Genomic DNA, 22388 nt, shown 5'->3' on the forward strand with positions numbered 1-22388 from the left:
TTAGTTTATTAATTTTAGTATATAATTTAATTCACTTCTTCTATAGTGAATGTTTCCAGAATCTTAGAGATATGCATTTTCTCTTTAGTTACTGCAATTCTTCCTGACCTGACAAACTGCATTAGTCCATAGGGCTCCAGCTTATCGTACAATGCTTCTACCTCATAGCGTCTCCCTGTTTTTTCTAAAACAAAGAACTCCGGAGTTACTGTTACAATCTGCGCATTGCTCTCTTTAATCACATTTTGAATCTGACGTTCCTCGAATAACAATTTTGAAGAGATTTTAAACAAAGCTGTTTCTTGATAGATGGTTTCATCATCTCTGTGATAAAACGCTTTGATAACTTCAATTTGTTTTTCTATCTGTGTTATAATTTTCCGAACCTGTTCTTCCGTAACAGAAACTACAATCGTAAATCGAAAAACATCTTTTATTTCAGAAACGGAAGCTGTGAAACTATCCAAATTAATTCTCCTTTTCAGGAAGATAGCCGAAATCCGGTTCAACAACCCTATATTGTTTTCGGTATATACCGAAATTGTATAATTTTCTTTTTCCATAATTAACTTAGTCTTACATCTGATACTGAGGCTCCTGTTGGAATCATCGGGAATACATTATTTTCTTTTTCTACACATACTTCTAAGAAATAAGCACCTTCTGTGGTCATCATTTCTTTGATTGCCTCTTTTAGTTCTTCTCGCTTGGTTACCCTTTTTGCTGGGATATGATATCCTCTAGCAATCGTAATAAAATCCGGATTGGTCATTTCTGTAGAGGCATATCTCTTCTCAAAAAATAATTGTTGCCACTGTCTAACCATTCCTAAAAACTCATTGTTCAGTACAACGATCTTAACGGCTGTATTGTTCTGAAAAATCGTTCCTAATTCCTGAATTGTCATTTGGTACCCTCCATCTCCTATAATAGCAATTACATCTCGTTCGGGGGCTCCCATTTTTGCTCCAATAGCTGCCGGCAAAGCAAATCCCATAGTTCCTAAACCTCCTGAGGTAACATTGCTTTTTGATTTGGAAAATGCTGCATAACGACATGCGATCATTTGATGTTGACCTACATCAGATACAATAACCGCATCTCCTTTGGTCTCTTCATTGATTCCTCTGAGAACTTCTCCCATAGACAGGCCTTCTTTCTCAGGATACAATTCATTTTTAATGACTTTATCGTACTCTATCTCCATCAGATCATTAAACTGTTGTAACCAAGCCTGGTGATTATTTTTGTTTATCAGGGGTAATATTTTTGCCAATGTATGCTTCACATTTCCCATAACTGCCACATCACTCATCACATTCTTATCTACTTCTGCAGGGTCTATTTCAAAATGTATTACTTTGGCTTGTTTCGCATAAGTATCCAGATTTCCTGTTACCCGGTCATCGAATCGCATTCCTACAGCAATCAAAAGATCACATTCATTGGTTAATTTATTAGGTGCGTAGTTTCCGTGCATTCCTACCATTCCTACATTAAGTGGATGAGAAGTTGGCAGAGCTGATAATCCTAATATAGTCCATGCCGCCGGAATTCCCGCTTTTTCTATCAGAGCTGTAAACTCTTCTTCTGCTTCTCCCAAAATCACTCCTTGACCAAAAACAATTAATGGTTTTTTCGCGGCATTGATTAAGTCTGCAGCATCTTCCAGGCTTTTCGGCTCCGTTGGAGGAGTTGCTTTATAGCTACGAATACCTTTACAGGGCTCGTATGAAAAATCAAACTCTTCAAACTGTGCATCTTTTGTGATATCGATAAGTACCGGTCCGGGTCTCCCTGATCTGGCAATATAAAATGCTTTAGCAAATACTTCGGGAATATCGGCAGCTTTTGTTACCTGATGGTTCCACTTTGTCACCGGTGTAGAAATCCCCACAATATCGGTCTCCTGAAAGGCATCGGATCCCAGTAAGTGAGAAGCGACCTGTCCTGTAATACACACCATCGGAGTTGAATCAATCTGTGCATCTGCTATTCCCGTGACCAGATTTGTAGCTCCTGGTCCAGAAGTAGCCATTGCGACGCCAACTTTTCCACTGGTTCTGGCATATCCTTGTGCAGCATGTGTTGCGCCCTGTTCATGTCTTGTCAGAATATGTGTTAGTTGATCTTCATATTTAAACAATTCATCGTATACAGGCATAATTGCTCCTCCGGGATACCCATAAATTAAATCTACTCCTTCGGCTAACAGGCATCTAATGACTGCTTCTGCCCCTGTCATTCGTTCCGTCTTCATTGTAGTTTCTTTCGTTACTGTTTGCGTTGCTGTTTCCATACGCTCTGTCCTTTTTGAGTCGTTAGTATTCGATTTCAAAATTTGTCAATTGTAATAATTTGATTTGTGTATTTTTTAGAATTCATCTGTTACACATCCTTGGGATGCTGATGATACCGTATGCGCATATTTATACAGTACTCCTCTTTTAAATTTTAAAGGAGGTTGTACCCATGCTGCTTTTCTTTTTGCAAGTTCTTCACTGTCTATATCAACTGTTATCGAGTTTTTTTCTGCATCAATTGTGATCACATCACCATCTTCAACCAAACCTATTAATCCTCCTTCTTGTGCTTCCGGGGTAATATGCCCTACGACAAAACCATGCGTTCCTCCTGAGAATCGTCCATCTGTAATCAGAGCGACATCTTTTCCTAAGCCTGCTCCCATAATCGCTGCTGTAGGTTTTAGCATTTCTGGCATTCCAGGTCCTCCTTTAGGACCTTCATATCGTATAACAACTACATCTCCTTTTTGCACTTTTCCATCTCGTATTCCATCATTAGCATCGTATTCGCTATCAAAAACTTTGGCGTTTCCTTTAAAAAGGAGCCCTTCTTTTCCTGTTATCTTTGCCACACACCCGTCTTCTGCCAGATTTCCATACATAATTCTCAGATGCCCAGTTTCCTTTATAGGGGACTCCAATGGCTTTATAACATGTTGCCCTTCTAATAAATCAGGAACATCCAATAGGTTTTCTGCCAATGTTTTTCCTGTTACAGTCAGACAATCTCCGTGTAGTAATCCCTTCTTTAATAAATATTTCAACACTGCAGGAATTCCTCCTACCCTATGCACATCTTCCATCAAATATTTCCCGCTAGGTTTCAGGTCTGCCAAAAATGGAGTTTCGTCACTTATACGCTGAAAATCTTCTAAAGTAAAAGACACATCTGCTGCTCTTGCTATAGCTAGAAAATGCAATACTGCATTTGTAGATCCTCCCATTATCGTTACCAATCGAATTGCATTTTCCAATGATTTTTTGGTAACAATATCTTTGGGTTTAATATCTTTTTCTAATAAAACTCGCATTGCTTGCCCAGCCATGACGCTTTCATTCTCTTTATTTTCACTTATTGCCGGATTCGAGGAGTTATAAGGAAGTGACATTCCTAATGCTTCAATAGCCGATGCCATGGTATTTGCAGTATACATTCCTCCACAAGCTCCTGCCCCCGGGCATGCTTTTTCGATAACACTCTCATATGTCTGTTGCGTCATAGTACCAGCTACTTTTTCTCCCCAGGCTTCAAAAGCAGACACAACATCCAGCTTTTTTCCTTCATGACATCCAGAGGCAATAGTCCCTCCATATACCAAAATAGCCGGACGGTTTAATCGCAGCATCGCCATAAGTGCTCCAGGCATATTCTTATCACACCCAACAACTGTTACCATTCCGTCATAGGACATCGCCTGTACTACTGTCTCCATAGAATCAGCAATTACATCTCTGGATGGTAATGAGAAACGCATTCCTGGTGTCCCCATAGAAATACCATCACTAACGCCAATAGTATTAAAGATCAAACCGACTAAATCTTCATTTTCGGTTCCCTTTTTTACAAGTTTTGCCAAATCATTGAGATGCATATTACATGGGTTTCCTTCATACCCTGTACTAGCAATCCCTACAAATGGTTTTTTTAAATCTTCTCTTGTTAACCCAATTGCATGCAGCATCGCCTGTGCTGCCGGTTGAGTGTCATCCTGAGTAACTTGCCTACTAAATTTGTTGATATCCATTTTTTTGAATATTATTTATATTATCTTTATTTTTTTAACAGTTTTTTTGATAATAACAAAAAGCATCTTTTATAACGCAGTATAAAATTATTTTGTTACTGCTAAACAATTATCATTTCCTCAATTTCCTTACAACATCCAACCTAAGCCTATTTATTCACAAACTCCTAAAAAACAACCTATTACACTTGTTTTTTTTACAATCACTACACAGATAATTATTATTTTTTGTTCCTTATACACCAAAAAAAATCCCTTCAACATCATTGAAGGGATTTTTTTGTTCGCTACACAATATGCCCTTCATCACGGTGAAATAATCACCACGACGATAATGACAATACGAATGATAGCTTTTACAGTTTGCATTTCTATTTTATTTTTTATGCTCAAAAAAAAATCCCTTTACAATTTGTAAAGGGATTTTAAGTTTATATTGTTTATACAACGTCCCTTTACTGGGGTGAAATAATCACCTCAATAATAATGACGTTAATAATTGTATTTACTGTTTTCATAATCTGTTGCCAAATATACTAATTCTTTATTAAATTCAAAGTATAAATAAAAAAAGGCATTATTTTTTTCATTTCCATCTCCTTTCTATGAGGTTTTATAAAAAGCAACTATGGTTCAGTGAGTCGGATTAAAATTTAAACAAATTGTTTTTCATACAATAGATGACCAGCCCAACTCTGGTTTTAACTTCCAGCTTTTTAAAAACCATCTCTCTGTAGTTTTCTACTGTTTTAGGACTAAGACTCATCTCATCAGCAATCTGTTTATAGGTCAATTCTGAACAAGCATGCTTGAGAAAAGTCCATTCTCTCTTAGTCAGATGGTCTTCTAAGTTTGTATGCTGATCTAGTTGATCTGAGTGCTTCAGAGCTTTTTCTATTTTGGAAGAATAATAAAATCCTTGCTCAATAACCATCTTCATCGCAAATTCAAAGTTTTCGGGATGAATATCTTTTAGGAGATATCCTCTGGCTCCTGATCTCAGCATTTTTATAATGGTTTCTTCATCATCCTCCATAGTAAGTGCCAATACTTTTTGCTGTGGTTGATTCTCTTTTAACCATTCCATGGTCTGCACCCCGTCCATCACTGGCATTTTTACATCCAATAGTACCAAATCAGGTTTTCTTCGCTTGTGTAAATAATACTGCGTTAATTCTTTTCCGTTCTTTAGAATTGCTAACACCTGGTACTCTTCCAATTTAGAGATCAAGCTCTCTAATGATTGTGCAAAGAGCAGATGGTCGTCAACTATTACAATTGTTTTTTTCTTTTTAGTAATCATTTTGTATTTTCTTTTTCTTAAACGGATATTGTAGTACCAATGTCACTCCATTACCTGGAGAGGAAGTATATTTTATTTTTGCATCAACTACTTCTGCTCTGCTTTTCATATTTAGCAAACCTGAATTAGCCTGTACCGAAGTCTGATCAAAGCCAACCCCATCATCTTTTACCGTAATCTCAACGCCCTCCTGCTGATAATCCAAATGTACAAAAAGGTGCGCTGCTTCTGCATGTTTTATCGTATTGGAAAAAAATTCCTGAACAATCCTGTATAAGATAATCTCGTCATTAGGCTCAATCGTCACAGGAGTACCACTCACTTTTAGTTCTGTTTCTAAAAAGTTTAATTTATTAAATCGGGTGAGTTCTACCTGTATAGACTTCTCTATCCCCACATGCTGAATTACCTCTTTGTTTAGTGTTCTGGATAATAGTCGTATTTCTTGCAGACTATCACCTACTAACCCTCTTACATCCCGTAAGGAATCTGCATTTTCTTCTGAGATAGCTGTGCCTAATATATTAATCTGCATAACAGCTGTAGATAACAACTGTCCTATATTATCATGTAATTCCCAACTAACATTTTTTAATGTCTGTTCTTGTATTTCTATTTTAGAGCGAGACAGCTCTTCTTTAAAACGTTGTGTCGCTTTAAAATTTTCCAGCAATAGTTTATTTTTCCTTTTTTGAAATGCTATAAAAAACACAATCCCAAATACTACAAAAAATAGAATTACTGCAATGAAATAGATTATTAGTAAGATTTGTTCTTTTGCCAGCATAAAATAAAACCTAAAGAATAACAGGAATATAGAAAAACATTAAGAATTATTAAAACAGAAGTATATACTTTTATAAAATCAGGATTATTATGTGCATAAAACTTACTGTAAATAAATAGCGGCGTAACAACTAAATTAAAAACCAACACTCCAATTGCAACATAAAATGGCAACATTTTCTTAAAGTTAAGAATGATATCACTTTGTAAAACCTCATAGAAGTACAACCCTACTGCATACATTATTAATAAAGAGCCTAAAATAAAAGTTAATCCAGACAGTGATTTTGCAAAAAAACCTTCTACAAAAATTAAATTAACACTTGTAATCAATAAGTAAAATATTGACAAAACTTTTAAAATGTTTTTATTTTTATTAGAAACAACATTCATCTTCATATAATATATGTAAAATAAGAAACTTATAATATTATATGGATTATATATCCAATAGTTGCTTTTTCCTAAAAACGTATCCTTAAAAAAAGCTAATTCATCAAAACTAACAGACAACCTAGGAATAAGACCTACTTTTTCCACTAAAACTGTTAACCATAAAAATAATACTAAATACCGAGACGATTTATTATCATCTCGGTATTTCTTTTTTAAATATATTGTTCCTAGAACTGCAGCTATTAATTCAAACAAATGAATTAAAAAAATCTGGGTAGTACTCATGAATATCTTCTTGGGGGATCACCTGCTGATCCATTATTAAAAGGATCTATTCCATAATTATTTTCTCTTTGATCTATAGCCCCATCTTTCCCCGCACTTCCAGCAGGCACTCCTGTCGGCGCAAAAAACAAGGTAGACTTCCCAACTCCATGACTACACTTATCTTTAGGATATGCTCCAAAATATGCTCTAATTCCAGGATTCTCTATTCCCATTTTCTTAGATTTCCTTTTTACATATTTGATATATTGTTCTAATTCTTCCAACGGCCACCAAAACTCTCTGGCATCTTCATGCCCTAAACACTTCTGTAAGTGCTCTGCCCGATCACAACACCATTGCTTCTCTAATTCTTTTGCTTCATCTATAGAAATACAACTCTTAGGTTTTGTTATCTTCTTTTTCTTTTTGGTTGCTTTTTTATCTTTGGGAAACTTCCCGCCGTTATTAGGTATTTCTGAATTCATAATGGTTATTTATTTTCTGATTAACACTTGCTAATGTACCGAAAATAACCACTCTTGAACAAGTAACAGCACCCTTTTTAACATAATCATTTAATTCAAAAAACAAACTAAAAAACTGATTTACAGATAATTAAATAACACACTGTCAATAAACTTTTTTTTAGCAAAAGGGATTTACCCCATACCAAAACAGGGGATTTTCCCCCAAAAAAGAGAATTGTGTTTTTTAATATCCTACTAACAAACTCTTTATCACCAACGCCATTCAACCATTACACTGTATCAAAGACTTTAGTATACATCAAACTCCTGACAGGAATACAGACCTACAGATACAAGGCAATAGCGTTGTAATAAAGAAGCCTTTTGATCGAGAGCAACCTGCAAAATATATAAATTAGTAGATAGTAACTATCCACAATAAAAGACGATTTTAATAGTTTTTTAAAACAAATCTAAAAGTAGATTGCGGGTGTTTTTGTGCCAATACATCAATACCCATTTCTGTTAATTGCAAAATTCTCGGGTACCCTCCGGTAGTCTGACAATCTCTCATCAATACAATTAATTTTCCTGCCGGAGTTAATTGAATTGTTCCTGGTAAGACGGGAGATGTTAACATTGATTTTAAATTATTATGTACTGTTTCTATTAATTGTATCGCCATCCTGTTTATAACATTCGAAATAGTAAAAGTGGTCTCCAATAAAAATTGTTTTTGTTCCTTAGTAAGTTGTTCCCACTCCGGTCCGGGGAATACTTCTATCACAGAAAAATTCCGCTTATAAAAAGGAGCACTTACCTTCGTGTTTTTAGTAGACAAACCAAGGTGTTTTTCACAACCAATTTCATCTCCTTTTTTTAGTACAGAAGTTGCTGTTATATTCATAAAAAAAGAACGACTATTTAAGATAGATTCCGTTTTAAAGCCTCCTTTAATTCCTACAAAAAAATACAGTCCTTTTTTGCTATTTTTAAATGAAAGTTTACTCCCCTCAAAAACCTCAAAAGGAACATTCATCGGCATCTTTTTCGCATCCAGTAACACCTCACATTCTCCCCCTGTAACACATATAACAGTACGTACTTCAAAAAGTAAAACCGGAGGAATTCCAACCCATTCCAACACAGCATCATTTTCTTTATTATTCAACAGTAAATTCGCCAATAAAAAAGAAGTTTGATCCATTGCTCCGGCTTTAGGAATTCCAAACTCAGCATAACCAATTCTTCCTTTATCTTGAATTGTTGTTCGCAATCCTTCTTTTATAATTTTTACACCTACACTCATACAACAGAAAATTTAAGCTGGTATTCACCTTCCAAAACCAATGAACTTATAGCGTTATATTCTAAAACATCCACTGCAACAAACTTTAACTTATCTCCAGGTGACACAAATGACAAGGTTTCATTTTTTACGTCAAAAAAGCGTATTGGCGTTTTACCAATCACATACCAACCTCCAGGACTATTCACCGGATAAATTCCTGTCTGACTTCCTCCAATTGCAACTGAACCACTTTGAACTTCTCTGCTGGGAATTGCTTTTCTCGGGAGTACTAATTTTTCATCCAATCCTCCGAGATATAAAAATCCCGGCAAAAAACCTCTGAAGAAAACCGTATATAAAGAGGAGGAGTGTAAACGAATTAATTCTTCTTTTTTTATCTTTTTCAACTCCAAAAACTGTAGTAGATCTTCTGCCATTTGCGCTTCATAGCAAACTGGGATCTCCCACAACTTCTTTTTTCTTCCTTCAATAGTTTTTACTGTTTTAAAAAGCTTTTTCAGCTCAAAAACAGCGCTATAGAAATCCTCTATACCAGACTTATAAGAAATTAATAACGAGTTATATGATAAAATTACCTCAATAATTACTTTAAAATAATTTTCCTGAATCAATTTTTGACAAAAAATCAGCTCTTCGAGTATATTTTCATCTATTTTTTCTGGCCATTCGATTAAAATAGCACATTCTCCATATTGTTTGAATTGTAATTCCGTTGTCATATTCTCATTTCTCTCTTCTTATAAATTTCTATTTATTTTCTCTGTAACATATTTTAATATCGCTACAGATTTTGGATTATCTCCATGTACACATATCGTATCAAAAAAAATATTTTTCCTCACTCCTTCGATCGTTAATACTCTATTATGATACACCATTTCTTTTACGTGTGCATATACTTTTTCTGGTTCGGTGATCACGGCTTCCTTATATTTTCTCGATACCAATTGTAAATCTGAAGTGTAATTCCGATCTGCAAAAACCTCCTTTTTAATTCTGTTTTTCTCTTCCATAAAAGTTTCTATCATCGAATTACCTGATGTCAAAACAAATAATCTTCTATCGACATTTTTCACAACATTAACAATTACCTCTGCAATTTCAGGTCGAATAACCGCATCATTATACAATGCCCCATGAGGTTTTACATGATGCATTTTTTTCCCTCTTTCTTCTACATACTTTTTCACCTTCAATACCTGATTTGTTAGTATCTCTTCCAATTCAGACATTGAAATATCCATCGACAATCTTCCAAAATTCTTCCGATCCGGATATGATGGATGTGCTCCAATAGCTACATCATTTGCTATTGCCAAATCAATTGTTTTTTTGATTTCATCATCATTCCCTGCATGCACTCCACAAGAGATATTACACCAAGAGATATACGGCATGATTTCATGATCAAAACCAGCCTCTTCTCCTACATCGGCATTCCAAATATTTTTTTTCATTTTCCTACAAACTTTCAATTACTTTCCAAATACTTTTTGCTCCTAAAAAAACAGTTATCATCAGGATTAAAAAACCGAGTATATTTTGTTGGGTAGTATTGGTATATTTTCCTAATATTTTTTTACTGTTTACTACCCATAAAAGGAAGGCTGCGATAATCGGTAGCAATAGTCCATTTGTCACCTGAGCAAAGCGAATAATCTCAATGGATTTTATTCCCAATGAAGAAAACAACACACCTAATCCAAGAATAAACATCCAAACGAATCTAAAGCGTTTAGTCTTTAATCCTCCCTCCCATCCCAGGCATCCTTTTACCACATATGCCGCTGCCAAAGGAGCAGTTATTGCCGAGGTAATCCCTGCTGCAAATAGTCCCAATGACAATACATATTTTGCCATTTTACCAAAAACTGGTTCTAAGCTTTTCGCTAAATCCGCCGCGTTATGAATCTCTGTTTGCTGTATGGAAGCTCCAGCTACAATAATTGCCATCGATACGAGTCCTCCCAAAATAACTGCAATCATTGTATCTTTTCTGGCACTTGATAAATCACTGGCACTCTGCCATTTTTCTTTAACTAAAGAAGCATGTAAAAACAAATTATAGGGTACCACCGTGGTTCCTACCAAACCAATAACGGTTACAATTTTATCTGCGGATAAACTTGGAACAAACCCTTTTACCAAAAGAGAAAGATCTGGTTTCGTGGCTATTGCAGTAAGAATAAATGCCAAACTCATAAAAAGCACTAAACCTATCAAACTTCTTTCCAGTACTTTATAATTTCCTATATAAAGTAAAGCAAACGCCAATACTCCTATTAACAGACTCTGGTAATTTAGTTGCAAACCTGCAACGTCTATCACAGGGTTGCCCAATATTGTAGATAAACCTAGTACTCCTCCACTAATATTCCCTGCTTCATATGCTGCATTCCCAATAAAGATCGCAGATAGGATAATTCCTATAAGCCCCCACCTTATAACCTTATTCGGAAATTGAGATTGGATTACTTCACTCAGTCCTTTTTGGGTAATAATTCCCAATCGTGCTGCCATTTCCTGTAGTACAATACAAGCTACAATAGACAGTACCAATGCCCATAATAAGGAATACCCAAAGGTTACCCCTGCTAAGGTACATACTGTTACGGTACCTGGTCCTATAAAGGCTGCTGTTACCAATGTTCCCGGTCCTATATTCGAAAGCCATTTTTTCATCTGTTTGTTTTTATTGTTTTACCCCTCAACCAGAGCCTGTTTATACACTTTTCAGTTCGTATTCTCTACATTGCAATGGAATGGGATCAGCTGTTAATGCTATAGTTCTATATGATAACACATATATTTTACTACTATCCATGATAGTAGTATCCATACTGTCATAGATTGGTATCAAGTGTTTTTATCTCCCTGAGCAGAAGTAATACTTCTTCTTTTGCTGAAACCTTCTGTTGATTAATCCTTATTCTGTAGCTTTAGCGGTATTTGAAGCCCCCAATGCATAGATAGCAAATGAGCCTAACCAATGCCCTCCTTCATAACTATCCCCTACCAGATTCGGCAAGGAATACGAGACATGTTGATTAGCGATTTTTATAAGGTGCGTATAATCTTCCGGATATTGGTCTGCCAACCCATATAGTACCCAGGCTCTGCTAAAATTAAGCCCATCCAGATGTACTAGTTTCCCATCGTTTCTATCTGATACTTCTCCGGTTTCTAATCGAAAGCTTTTTGCTTGCAGATCGGGAATAAATGAACCAATCCATTTTTCGAATTCCTCTTTATTCAACACCCTGCGCATGATATCAATTTCTTCCAGACAGGGGGATAAAAAGTCGTACCCTCCTGGTTCCCAACTCAAGGGACATCCCTGATCGTTTTTATAAAACTCAATGGCTTTTGTCCGGATACTATTTATAAGTGCTTTATGATTTACGGCTATTGCATAATCCCAGGCAAAAGAAAGCCCAAAAGCTGTATTTGGGTGCTCTCCTACTCGGATTGCATATCTGAGCTTAGGCAAAAAATCAATATAGCGCTGCGCGATTAAGTCTGTCAGTGGCTGGAGATTCTCTTCCAGTGTTCTGGCCAAAGGATCCTCCCAGGTATGAAGTTCCTCTGCTAATTTAAGCAACCATGCCCACCCATATGTTCTTTCGTAAGAAGTATTGTGTTTTCCGTGAAAATACGCAACCTCTGCGGCTATATGTTCTCTTGTAATAGTTGTCGCCAATAGCTTTCTGGCTTCTTCGCTTTTGGCTATCTGTGGAAATTCTTTCAAGATTTTTACCAGAGACCAATGGCCATGAACAGAAGAATGCCAATCAAAACATCCGTAAAAAGCAGGATGTAATACAGAAGGTTCCTGAATGTCCTTCTTACCTCCTATAACTTGATTTAATTTATTCGGATATTCTGTCTGGATACATGCCAGTGGTAGTGCTATAAGTTTACTTGCCTGTTCCTGTGTTAGTTTTAATGCTTCTGCTGGGGGTTCCGGTTTTTTTTGATCTTTTAGCGGATCTTTGGAAACTTCTGTTGTATCAGTCGTAGTTGTAGTTTCACTTTTCTGGTTACACCCTATAATAAAAAGGGAACAGAGTAAAAAAAGAAAGTGTTTCATTATCAGGTATTTTAAAAATATGTGTATTCAATATTTTTAAAAGTATTGATTTGTATGAAGTAACTTCCGATTTTGTTAATAACATAAAAGAATAGTTCATAAACTCTTAAATACTTATCATTTTTCCTTCTTTCAAATATTCTTTTTTGATTCCTTCCAGCATAGTTTTTAATGAAATTTCCCGCTTATCCATCGCAATTGTTTTGAGACATACATACTGTATAATATTGACAATATTGGCTCCTGTAACTTCGTATTTTTTTGCAATCTCCTGGAGGGAGCAGTCCGATTCAAAAGTAACCTGTACCGGAATGTTTTTCTTCCATAGTGTATAACGTTCTTTATATCCTGGATTTTCAAACTCTACAATAGATTGAAACCGGCGGGTAAAAGCGGTGTCTATATTGTTTTTGAAATTAGAAGCCAGAATAACGAGTCCCGGATGGGCTTCGATACGTTGTAACAGATAGGAAACTTCTTGATTTGCATACTTGTCATGTGCATCTCTTACATTAGTTCTTTTTCCAAAAATAGCATCTGCCTCATCAAAAAATAAAATCCAGGATTTGTTTTTAGCTTTGTCAAAAAGTCTGGACAAGTTCTTTTCGGTTTCTCCTATATATTTAGACACAACCATAGACAGGTCAATTCGGTATACTGGTTTTTTTGTGTACTTCCCTAATAAAGTAGCAGTTAATGTCTTCCCTGTACCCGGAGGACCAGAAAACAAAATTCGATACCCTGGTTTTATGGATCGCTTCATTCCCCATTCATTCAATAATGTATGATGATATCGCAACCATATTTCGATCTCTTTTACCTGTGTCAATGTTTTTGAGCTCAATACCAGGTCTTCCCATTCTAGTGTAGTATCAATCTTCTCTGCCGGGAATTCTTTTCCTGTTTTGGGCTGATAGCTTCTGTTAGTCGTCAATAATGCGAGGAACTCTTCTTCTATAATGATTTTTCCACTCATTACGGGTTCTCCTGCCGGTACAGTCTCCAGATACAGTACCCCTTCCTGAGCAAAAAAATGATCTGGAGAGAAGTATGCACTCACCAGAATTCGCCCCTCAATTTCTTTACCTGCCAATAGAAACTGTATCGTTTCTCCCGTAGGAAGAATTCCCCGATGATTTTTCCCTTTTACCCCTCCTAAATCCGGTAATTCTCCTCCTGAGGGAAAAAAGTCACTGATAATATTGTGTATAAACCCTGGAGAGACATGAGGAACCAATCCTATTAATAAAACAATAATTTCTGCTGTTGGGAGTTCTTTGTCGGCAATCCAGGAAAGTAACGGTTCCCTGGTATGTTCCCCTGGATTCCATATAGGATACCCTGCTGCTGAGCCTGAAAATTCTTTTTGAAATCGATAATTAATTACTTCTTTCAGAAAGGAAAGTGCATATTCCCAGCCGCTATGGGTTGTTACCCTGGTTTGTATAGATTTTGATGTATGAGTGCTCATGAAATGAGGTATTAACGCTTCGGGAATACCCCTAAAGCCAAAAGTTTATTTTAAATAAAAGTATCCAATGAAAACACATCTAATCTCGACTTTTGCAGATTTCTTGTTCTCTTCATCACTGCAATTCCATTTCTGGAGCCTTGATAGTTTGTATTTCCTTCAATTGTTTCCAGTACTGCTCCTTTGCAACTCACAATAATACCTGTATGTATCCAGTCATATTTTGATCGCTGTAAGAGAAAGAGATCTCCTGGTTTCACTAAATCCGGATCCTTCCGGAGGGTTTGATAGCGATAAAGAACCCTTTTTGCAAACCTGTATTACCAACCGTATCACAACTATACGTCAACGGCATCATCGTTCTAAAATCTTTCCCTAGATGACTCCATACCTGATCTATTATAGTCTGCACAAATCCCATACACCAATACCAGAGATTACCTTCATTACCATCCATATAACTTCGTACCCATGGTCCGCTATTGGACTCTTTGCGAATCTCTAATTCGAATGGGTAATTCATCAGATGATTATTTGCTGCTTCAATAAGTAGTCCTCTAACGGTATCTTCAAATAACGGTTTTTCGAAAGCTTCCTTGAGATTTAATGTCAATACATTAAACGTATGCTGATCGACATACCCGTTTTCTTCCATTTGATGTACCTGCTGAAAATTTTTAACTGCTTTTTCTGTTGCAGGACCAAAATCCCCATCAATAGCTGTGGCTGTTCCACTATTGGGGTTCCAAATAGAAAACAACGTCAGCCAGGATTGGATTTTCATCACTTCTTTATAATAATTATCCGATCCATTCCTTCGTTGTACGGATCGTAGTAATAATTCTTTTTTATACGCTTCTTTTTTCATGCTGACCAAGCTATTCTTTTCTAAAATTAATTGTAATTCTCGAGATTATCCGGAGGTAAAAAACGGTTAAAAAAGGGGTAAATACCTGTTTTTTGAAAAAACAGTAAACCACCTCGGAATACGCCTCAACGAATATACTTATGGATGATCAAGTACATTCTCATGCCTGTTCGGAACAAATTACCCCGCCCTGAACATCCTATACCGCGTTCGGAACAACCTGATATACCTCTTCAACGGCTACTAGCTTGTGCGAACCCCTCTTATATAAATCTTCAATAATACATAGGCTAATTTCAGTACAAAATAGTTCCTCTTAGTACTTCGGTATCTTTGCTCTTAAAATCCTGAGGAATGCTATTTTTAGAAACATCTACTAACTGAAATGAGGTGTTTTTTAGATATCCTAACATATGATTCATCCCAGCTTCTTTGATAAAGTTCCGTTTTAGAATTATTGTTTCCGGCAGGGATGTCATCGTATCAAATAAGGTGGTTATAAAACCATCTGCTAGGATATTTGATGATAAATTCAGGGATTGAACCCCTTCAAAAATTGACGCTTGTTCTAAGAGGGAATAATCTGAATCTGATATTCCGAGTTTTATTAGTTCTAAGTGTTTTAAATTAGGAAAAGAACAGGAATACAATAATGCTCTTAACGCTGGATTCAGTACCACATTTTGAATACGCAATGAATGAATATTTTTTAAAACCGATGAGTTTTTAAGTGCCAGTATTCCGCTTTTATTAAGCGTACTATCGTGAATTGTCAGCATATTGAGGTTTTCCAGATTCTCATTATGGGCAATTTTAATCAAATGTTCATTCCCTTTACTTTCTCTTTTATAAATAGAAACATGTTTGATCAACCGGGAAAACATTCCTTCACATTTCTGATCCAACACATATTTTGAATTAGAGTGCATTGATAAAACTGCTTCGTCCCAATGATCGATCTCTTTGCAGGTAATCTCAAAAAATATCTTTTCCTGTTCTGAATCTTTTAAAGAATCAAAAAATTCGAATATATAACGCCAACGCCTTGTTATAGGTTGTGCTGAAATCCGTAATAATTCATGGAGCAATGCGAATCGATCCTTAAAATTCATATTTGTTAAAAAATCAGCAGTCCGTAGATCCAGCAGATAATTATATCTATATATTTCCATTCTATTGTTCGTATCGTTCTATAATCTGTACAAAGGTGTTAAATTCTTCTTCGTTTAGGTCTTCCCGTAATAATAACCGCCCCTCTTCATCAGTCATCATCAAACCTGCTTGCTGTAATTCCTGCAATAGTTCACTGTATCGTTCCGGACTAAGCTGTTCTCTCACTTCATACAATCTATCTGACCCTGTTCTATTCCGATCTTGTTCTGGGGTTGGTGGAGTTCTCAGTACCACATCAAATATTTCTTCCTGATCATATCCTTCAATAGTACTAAATTCCGTATGTGCCAGGTCAGCAAATGAAATAAGACGATCGATTCCCGAGGATCTTCCCCAGATTCTCCCTTTATCAATAAAATCAGGTTCATCTTTCTCCGGAGCAAAATTAATTGCCCATTTTGATAACGGTGGAGCTACTAAAAATGCATCTACATCAAAATTATCAGGATTAAACCGCACAAATTGTTTTGATGGACTTTTAAATCCTCTGGCTAAACTCCCGATATAATCAATATCACTAATGCTTCCGCTCAGGTCTACATTCGGGTGTCTTCCTTGTTCCTGTCCTATCCAGGATTCTAATGCTGCTTTGGCAGGAGGCCAGATTCTGGACAACACTCTGTTTACTGCCAAAATAGTAGCTCTCCAGGCTGCTCTCCATAGAACAGTTCCTTCCTGATGAACTCTTTCTATGATTTCTTCAATACTTTCCTGACTTCCGCTTCTGGTTTTATACCATTGTGCTATCTCCTGAACCATTTGATCAATTCTCTCTTCATAGTCTTGCAAAATCCCTTCTTCGAACCGCCTGCGTTCTCCTTCAGGATCTCTGTTATCAATATCTCTAAATCTCTTTTTAAACTCTTTTGTTTCTTCTTTGATCGCAGACATCCATTCGGTTCTTCTTTCTTCTACCTGGAATGTTTGTGTAAACTCTCCAAACCAATCCTGATGATAGGTAGCAATATAGGTATTCCAGCTATCTAATCGGTTATAGGATTGCCTGAAGCGTTCCATAATAGGAGCATCATCGGGAAAACGATGTCCTTCCAGAGGACCATCGGGATCAAATTCTAAATCCCGGTCTCTATTTCCAAAACGTTCTATTACCCTATTATAAAGATCATCGCAAAACTCTGGGGGTAATTCGTGCCTGTCACATCGCTCCAGGTCTTGTTGTTCATCGCCACTTGGGGTAGCTCCTCCTCCACTCAACGAGCAATCTGGAGTAAAAATTGTCAACCTAAAGGTCGTATAACAGCTTTCAGGAATTGCAGTATGGTTATTATAATGACGATACGGATAATTCACGCCATAAATCACTGAGGTGGTATGTCTCTCATTGAACTGACCTGTATCAATAAAAAGTGCTGCATCACTCCCACTGACAATAGTTACGTATTGAATCGCTGGTTCCGGAACTCCTGTAGCTGCATGTGCTTCTGCACTACAATTAGTCAGGTAATCTGTCCATCGGTCATATCCCGGAACAACGGTGAACTCTCCACTAACTGGTGCTGCACTATAGTGATAAAAGTCTCCCCCAGGAATTCCAATCACCTCATCACTACCAAATGGTGGCCCTCCTGTATATCCTTCACAATCCGGAGTATTTCCAGGTTGGGTTCCGCCATGTCCTGGACCTGTTCCTCCTCCTGATATCTTTCTTGCTGTATCTGCAAAATACATTTTCCCATCATATGGAGGTAAGCCTGCTACCCAGGCAAAACAATTTCCTGCCGGATAATCACAGGTACACTCAATATTCGCTGCCATATGCCAAGGCATAATGATCGCCCATTTGCCAATCTCTCCTTTTTTATCAGCAGCCCAGTCAAAGGCAGCATCATGTTCTCTACAACCTTCATGGGTATCACAATCCTGAAAATTAGTGTATTCCCAGGTTTCTCCGCTTACCGGGTCCGTATACCTATATGTGCTATGTGAGGTACAAGTTTCACAATCAGGACCACATGCCCCTCTACATTCTGCTCCACTAGCTCTTCCTGGCGGCGTCTTTTCATAGACTTCCAACGGTCCTGTCAATCTACTTCCCGGTCCATAACTTCCGGTATCACTCCATACACCTCCATTCTGTGACGGCAATAGATGTAAGGCTTCTAACAACTTGCATAACTTATCTTTTATCGGACAATCATCTGAAAATCCTTTTCTACTCAAAATAAGATCAAATTGATCAAAAGGAAAGCGCCCCAAACTTGCTGATGCATATGCATAAGCACTTGAACTAGGACCAATTACTATTCCTGCTGCAATATTAAAGAATGCTCCGATATCTCCATGCCATGCAAGAGGTTCCCAATACAATCTACAGAAATTCTCTCCTAAAATATTCATCTGCCCATAGGCACCTAAAAACAAATCTCCTGCTAATCCCAAATTAAGCTGCTCAAAGGCTCCTGCGATAAAGGAACCTCCGCTATAACCTATGTTACCCCCAATTTCTATTTCTCCAATACCTATGGCTCTTCCTAATCCTGCAATTCCCCCTTCTAATCCTATAAGAGGGATCTCTATAGGAACGGGGACTCCTCCTACTACAATAACTCCTATATAAGACAACTCTCCTAATAGACCAGCTCTTGCTTCTGCCCCTACCGATACTGCGGCTGTGGCACTTACACTTCCCCTGGCAGTATAATTTCCACTAAGCGGATTAATCACTAATTGTGCTCCTTCTAGGCAGAAAGGTCCTAATTGTAAGTTCATTGCCGGATCAAACACCCCTTTTACCCCTATTTCCCCTGTCAGTACTCCCGGACCAATTGGAATTCCAAAAATCGGAACTTTTGCTTCTCCTTCCTGTGCGTCAATATCTATATCAAAATCTTCTGCTTCAATCGGGCAAATCTTGGGAAAAGTGATGATCAAGCCTCCAGATGTAATCATAATAACTCCTCCCAGAGATTCTACTAATCGACGCGCTACTTCCCCAGCTGATGAATATAACCAATCCAATCCGGCATATAAATAGTCCATGCCGGTATAAGCATACTCTGTAACAGTCTCATACGCCTCCAACACATCATCATTGATCCCCAGTGTTTCTCCTACTTCATATATTCCATCTGCAACTGCATCTACTGTATCATCATACAAACCGGATACTGTATCCAAACCATCCTCTACGAAATCAGGCACCCCAAATTCCGGTAATTCGAATCGCTGAATAGTATCAGCACTACTTGCTCCCTGCTGTATTGTATGCGTTAATTCATGCGCTAGTAAATGTTTTCCACTGGTCGTATCTGGATTATATTTCCCTTCATTAAAATAGATGTCATTACCATTGGTAAAAGCCTGTGCTCCTAATTCCTTATTCATTTCTATAGCAGTACTATCTGTATGAATATTAACATTACTGAAATCAGCTCCAAAGCCTGACTCCATCTCCTCTTGTGTTTTTTTATCCAGTTTACCTCCCTTCCCCTTTGTATTATTCAGGCGGGATTCCAGACTATTTTCGGATTGAAGTGCTCCCAGTGCATTGCTAACAATAACATTCGGGTCCGTGGTGACCAACTCCTGCCGCTGGACAGGTGCTTTTTCCTCACAGTCACATTTCTTCTGAATAGGCATTAGTTTCTGACTTTCTATCTCATAAGATTTATTTGTCTCAACAATATTCGTTTCTTCTTGTTTCTGAACAGTTTCTTCTTTCTCACAGGCTTCACATTTTTTTTGAATAAGTGCTTCTTCCTCTTCTCCTTTATTTTGAACCACAGGAGGAGGGATGATTTCCTTTTTCTGTACTTGCTCCTGTTCACAAGCTTCACATTTTTCTTGTATGATTTCTTCTTCTGTTTCTTTTAGCTGAATTCCTGTGGTTATAGAAGCAGCCAGGGGTTTTTCCTGTATCTGTTCTTCTCTTGATTGTATCGTTGGTACAGGGCTAAAAAAAGGGGGGCTTTGCTGATTGCTTTTTGCTACTATCTGATCTGCCATGTGATCTGCTTCTACCTCATACTTGTCTCCTGATTTACCTACACTCAATTTGGGTTGGATAAACGGTGTTTCTTTTTCTCCCAGTACGTGAGTTGGACGCTGGTGTCCTGCTGTTGTGGATGTATGTGAAGTAGCTTTAAACATATATTAAATGTATTAGGCTCACAGGATGAGCATATTATTATGGCATACTGAAGACTAAACCATTCCCTCTATAATTGGGGTTTTCATCCTTCGAGACTTGTTGTGTTCATTTTCTCTATAACGCTTCATATATTCATAGTTTAGTCATTTATTTACTGCTTTCTGTTTCCAATAACTGGTATAAAAATCAACTGCTTTGACAAGGGGGACTACGATCCCTTTCTTAGCTATTTCCTGCTGATATGCATGACTATCAGTAAAATACTCTATCTTTTTTTCGGGGTAATCTATCACATACCATGCTTTTGTCATTTTACTATCCAGGTATACACTCGATACATATCCTACCAGTATAGAATCTGTTATTCCAACTGCTTCTACATGCATTCTTTTCACTCCTTTTTTAAAAGAGTTGACAGCCAGAAACCAACTGTCTTCATCCGCAGATATTAACTCTATAGGTTCTAATAAAGGAACCCTGTAGAGATCGTTTATCTTTCTGGTATCATAAAAATGATTGGTATTGGTTTGCTTATTCATACAACTACTTAGTATTAGGGTTGTTAGTATTATTCGTTTGAAAATGTTTCTGTCCATTCTGCACGTGTTTGTAGGTTAAGGTTTCCTCCTGCTAATGTATGATAGAGGAATCCTGTAACTTCTGAAATATTATTATAGGCTTCTGAGCGACCTTCTGAAGGACTGAGGTCTAATCTATCATTGAGGTGATAGGTTATTCGTACAGCTCCATCCGGACTTACTTCTGCCCAGTAACGAACTGTCGCATTCCTAAGTGCCCAGGTGAGTTCATTTCCTGCAACTTGCCAGGTTTCGCGATGTAGTAACGGATTATCATCTCCCGTACTGGACCAACTCTCATTACTGGAAGTCCAACGGTTTCCTCCAAACCCTACAAGTTCTCTACCTGTGATATAAAATGCTGTTTCTCCATATCGTTCATCTTGTCGCACTGCCTGTAAAATTTCCTGTTGCGTAGCCAACATATCAGGGTCTGTTCTTATTTTTTCCAAAATCTGTCCCCCCAGGTTTACAACATTGTAGTTTAGTAGTGACATTGCTCCCAATTCAGGTAAACTGTTAGCTGTTGCCATAGAGAGCTCCTGCTCTGGAATGACTCCTTGAGTTTCATCTCCAAAAGTCCATCCGGTGGCTCCTCTTACTTCGGGATAGCTATTAAAGGAATCGAAATCACTGATTCTTTGATTTGCATCATTGGCAACCTGATCAAAATCGACTAATTCCTGACTGACATATCCCGTCTTTCGTTCCCCATTGAACATAAAACTTACATACAGCCAATTTCCCACATTTGATTTCACCTCTACTTTTGTTCCTCTTGGAATGTTCATTATAAAGTCTGTATGTCTTGGTTGTCCCCGCAAAGAAGCGCTCCATGTATTAGCAATAATCCCAGACCAGGGATACGTATCCTGCATATGTCGCTGAACCTTCTGTTGTACCATTCCTTTTTGTTGGAGGGTATGGGTTAGTTCGTGTGCCAGCAGATGCTTTCCTTTTTTAGTTTCTGGATTGTAGTTCCCCGTATTAAAATAGATATCATTGCCATGTGTAAATGCTTGCGCCCCGATCTCCTGATTCATTTGAGCAGCTTTGTTATCTGTATGAATTTGTACCTGACTAAAATCTGCTCCAAAACCAGCTTCCATTTCTGATCGTGTCTTATTCTCTAATTTTTGTCCTCCCATTCCCTTATTTAAACGGCTTTCCAAACCGGGAGTCCCTTGTGATGGCTGATCTGATTTTGCCTGGATCTCCTGTTCTTCTTCTTTCCGTTGTATCGCTGCTTCCTCCTCACAGTCGGTATATTTTGCCTGAACTGTTTCCTCCTCTACCGGCATTTCTTTTTTCTGTACCACGGCTGGCTCCGAAGATTTATTGACAATGGTATCTGCCATTTGATCAGCTTCTACTTCATAAGCATCTCCAGGAGTTCCTATAGTCAACTTAGGTTGTATTTTAGGTCCTATAAAAGGAGTATTGCTTCCTTTTTTGTTTTTTTTATGTTGTTTTAGAAATCTCATCGCTTATTATTTTACTCACTAAGTGAGATGT

Annotated in this window: 19 protein-coding genes; all 19 read right to left on the bottom strand. The window is 37.4% G+C overall.

Annotation, left to right across the window (positions count from 1 at the left end):
- Positions 1-26 precede the first annotated feature (26 nt).
- Positions 27-563: an acetolactate synthase small subunit gene (gene ilvN / locus ACFSTE_RS21525; protein ID WP_176030790.1), complete on the bottom strand. Its 537-nt coding sequence runs from the start codon at positions 561-563 to the stop codon at positions 27-29.
- A gap of 2 nt (positions 564-565) precedes the next feature.
- The gene (gene ilvB / locus ACFSTE_RS21530) at positions 566-2299 is read right to left on the bottom strand and encodes a biosynthetic-type acetolactate synthase large subunit (protein WP_378254164.1); all 1734 of its coding nucleotides are present in this window, start codon (positions 2297-2299) and stop codon (positions 566-568) included.
- Positions 2300-2374: 75 nt separating this feature from the next.
- On the bottom strand, positions 2375-4051 hold the full coding sequence (ilvD, locus tag ACFSTE_RS21535) for a dihydroxy-acid dehydratase (RefSeq protein WP_176030792.1): 1677 nt from the start codon (positions 4049-4051) through the stop codon (positions 2375-2377).
- Positions 4052-4697: 646 nt separating this feature from the next.
- Complete coding sequence (locus ACFSTE_RS21540; RefSeq protein ID WP_176030793.1) at positions 4698-5354, bottom strand: response regulator; 657 nt, start codon at positions 5352-5354, stop codon at positions 4698-4700.
- Entirely contained in the window at positions 5344-6027 is a 684-nt protein-coding gene (locus ACFSTE_RS21545; RefSeq protein ID WP_378254162.1) for a sensor histidine kinase, read from the bottom strand. Before ACFSTE_RS21545 ends, ACFSTE_RS21540 begins: the two co-directional genes overlap by 11 nt.
- An 86-nt stretch (positions 6028-6113) precedes the next feature.
- The gene (locus ACFSTE_RS21550) at positions 6114-6821 is read right to left on the bottom strand and encodes a hypothetical protein (protein WP_378254160.1); all 708 of its coding nucleotides are present in this window, start codon (positions 6819-6821) and stop codon (positions 6114-6116) included.
- The gene (locus ACFSTE_RS21555) at positions 6818-7288 is read right to left on the bottom strand and encodes a hypothetical protein (RefSeq protein ID WP_378254158.1); all 471 of its coding nucleotides are present in this window, start codon (positions 7286-7288) and stop codon (positions 6818-6820) included. Before ACFSTE_RS21555 ends, ACFSTE_RS21550 begins: the two co-directional genes overlap by 4 nt.
- 433 nt (positions 7289-7721) lie before the next feature.
- Positions 7722-8579: a 5-oxoprolinase subunit C family protein gene (locus tag ACFSTE_RS21560; protein WP_378254154.1), complete on the bottom strand. Its 858-nt coding sequence runs from the start codon at positions 8577-8579 to the stop codon at positions 7722-7724.
- Positions 8576-9301, bottom strand: coding sequence for a 5-oxoprolinase subunit PxpB (gene pxpB, locus ACFSTE_RS21565; protein ID WP_378254152.1), 726 nt, complete (start codon positions 9299-9301; stop codon positions 8576-8578). The genes ACFSTE_RS21560 and pxpB overlap by 4 nt, the downstream gene beginning before the upstream one ends.
- An 18-nt stretch (positions 9302-9319) precedes the next feature.
- Positions 9320-10039, bottom strand: a complete 720-nt coding sequence (pxpA, locus tag ACFSTE_RS21570) for a 5-oxoprolinase subunit PxpA (protein WP_378254150.1) — start codon at positions 10037-10039, stop codon at positions 9320-9322.
- Positions 10040-10043: 4 nt separating this feature from the next.
- Entirely contained in the window at positions 10044-11264 is a 1221-nt protein-coding gene (locus tag ACFSTE_RS21575) for an Nramp family divalent metal transporter (protein ID WP_176030800.1), read from the bottom strand.
- Between the two features lie 244 nt (positions 11265-11508).
- Entirely contained in the window at positions 11509-12672 is a 1164-nt protein-coding gene (locus ACFSTE_RS21580) for a DUF2891 domain-containing protein (protein ID WP_378254146.1), read from the bottom strand.
- 106 nt (positions 12673-12778) lie between these two features.
- Positions 12779-14143, bottom strand: a complete 1365-nt coding sequence (locus ACFSTE_RS21585) for an ATP-binding protein (RefSeq protein WP_378254144.1) — start codon at positions 14141-14143, stop codon at positions 12779-12781.
- A gap of 50 nt (positions 14144-14193) precedes the next feature.
- Entirely contained in the window at positions 14194-14403 is a 210-nt protein-coding gene (locus tag ACFSTE_RS21590; protein WP_378254142.1) for a hypothetical protein, read from the bottom strand.
- Positions 14403-15011, bottom strand: coding sequence for a peptidoglycan-binding domain-containing protein (locus ACFSTE_RS21595; protein ID WP_378254140.1), 609 nt, complete (start codon positions 15009-15011; stop codon positions 14403-14405). Before ACFSTE_RS21595 ends, ACFSTE_RS21590 begins: the two co-directional genes overlap by 1 nt.
- A 296-nt stretch (positions 15012-15307) precedes the next feature.
- On the bottom strand, positions 15308-16123 hold the full coding sequence (locus tag ACFSTE_RS21600) for a hypothetical protein (RefSeq protein WP_176030804.1): 816 nt from the start codon (positions 16121-16123) through the stop codon (positions 15308-15310).
- Positions 16124-16184: 61 nt separating this feature from the next.
- Entirely contained in the window at positions 16185-20294 is a 4110-nt protein-coding gene (locus tag ACFSTE_RS21605; RefSeq protein ID WP_378254136.1) for an eCIS core domain-containing protein, read from the bottom strand.
- Positions 20295-20438: 144 nt separating this feature from the next.
- Complete coding sequence (locus ACFSTE_RS21610) at positions 20439-20891, bottom strand: hypothetical protein (protein WP_176030805.1); 453 nt, start codon at positions 20889-20891, stop codon at positions 20439-20441.
- Positions 20864-22357 (bottom strand): eCIS core domain-containing protein, encoded by a 1494-nt coding sequence (locus tag ACFSTE_RS21615; protein ID WP_378254134.1) that lies wholly within the window; start codon positions 22355-22357, stop codon positions 20864-20866. Before ACFSTE_RS21615 ends, ACFSTE_RS21610 begins: the two co-directional genes overlap by 28 nt.
- Positions 22358-22388: the final 31 nt, after the last annotated feature.

This window comes from Aquimarina hainanensis (genome assembly GCF_042684685.1).
In the GTDB taxonomy this organism is placed as follows: Bacteria; Bacteroidota; Bacteroidia; order Flavobacteriales; family Flavobacteriaceae; genus Aquimarina; species Aquimarina hainanensis.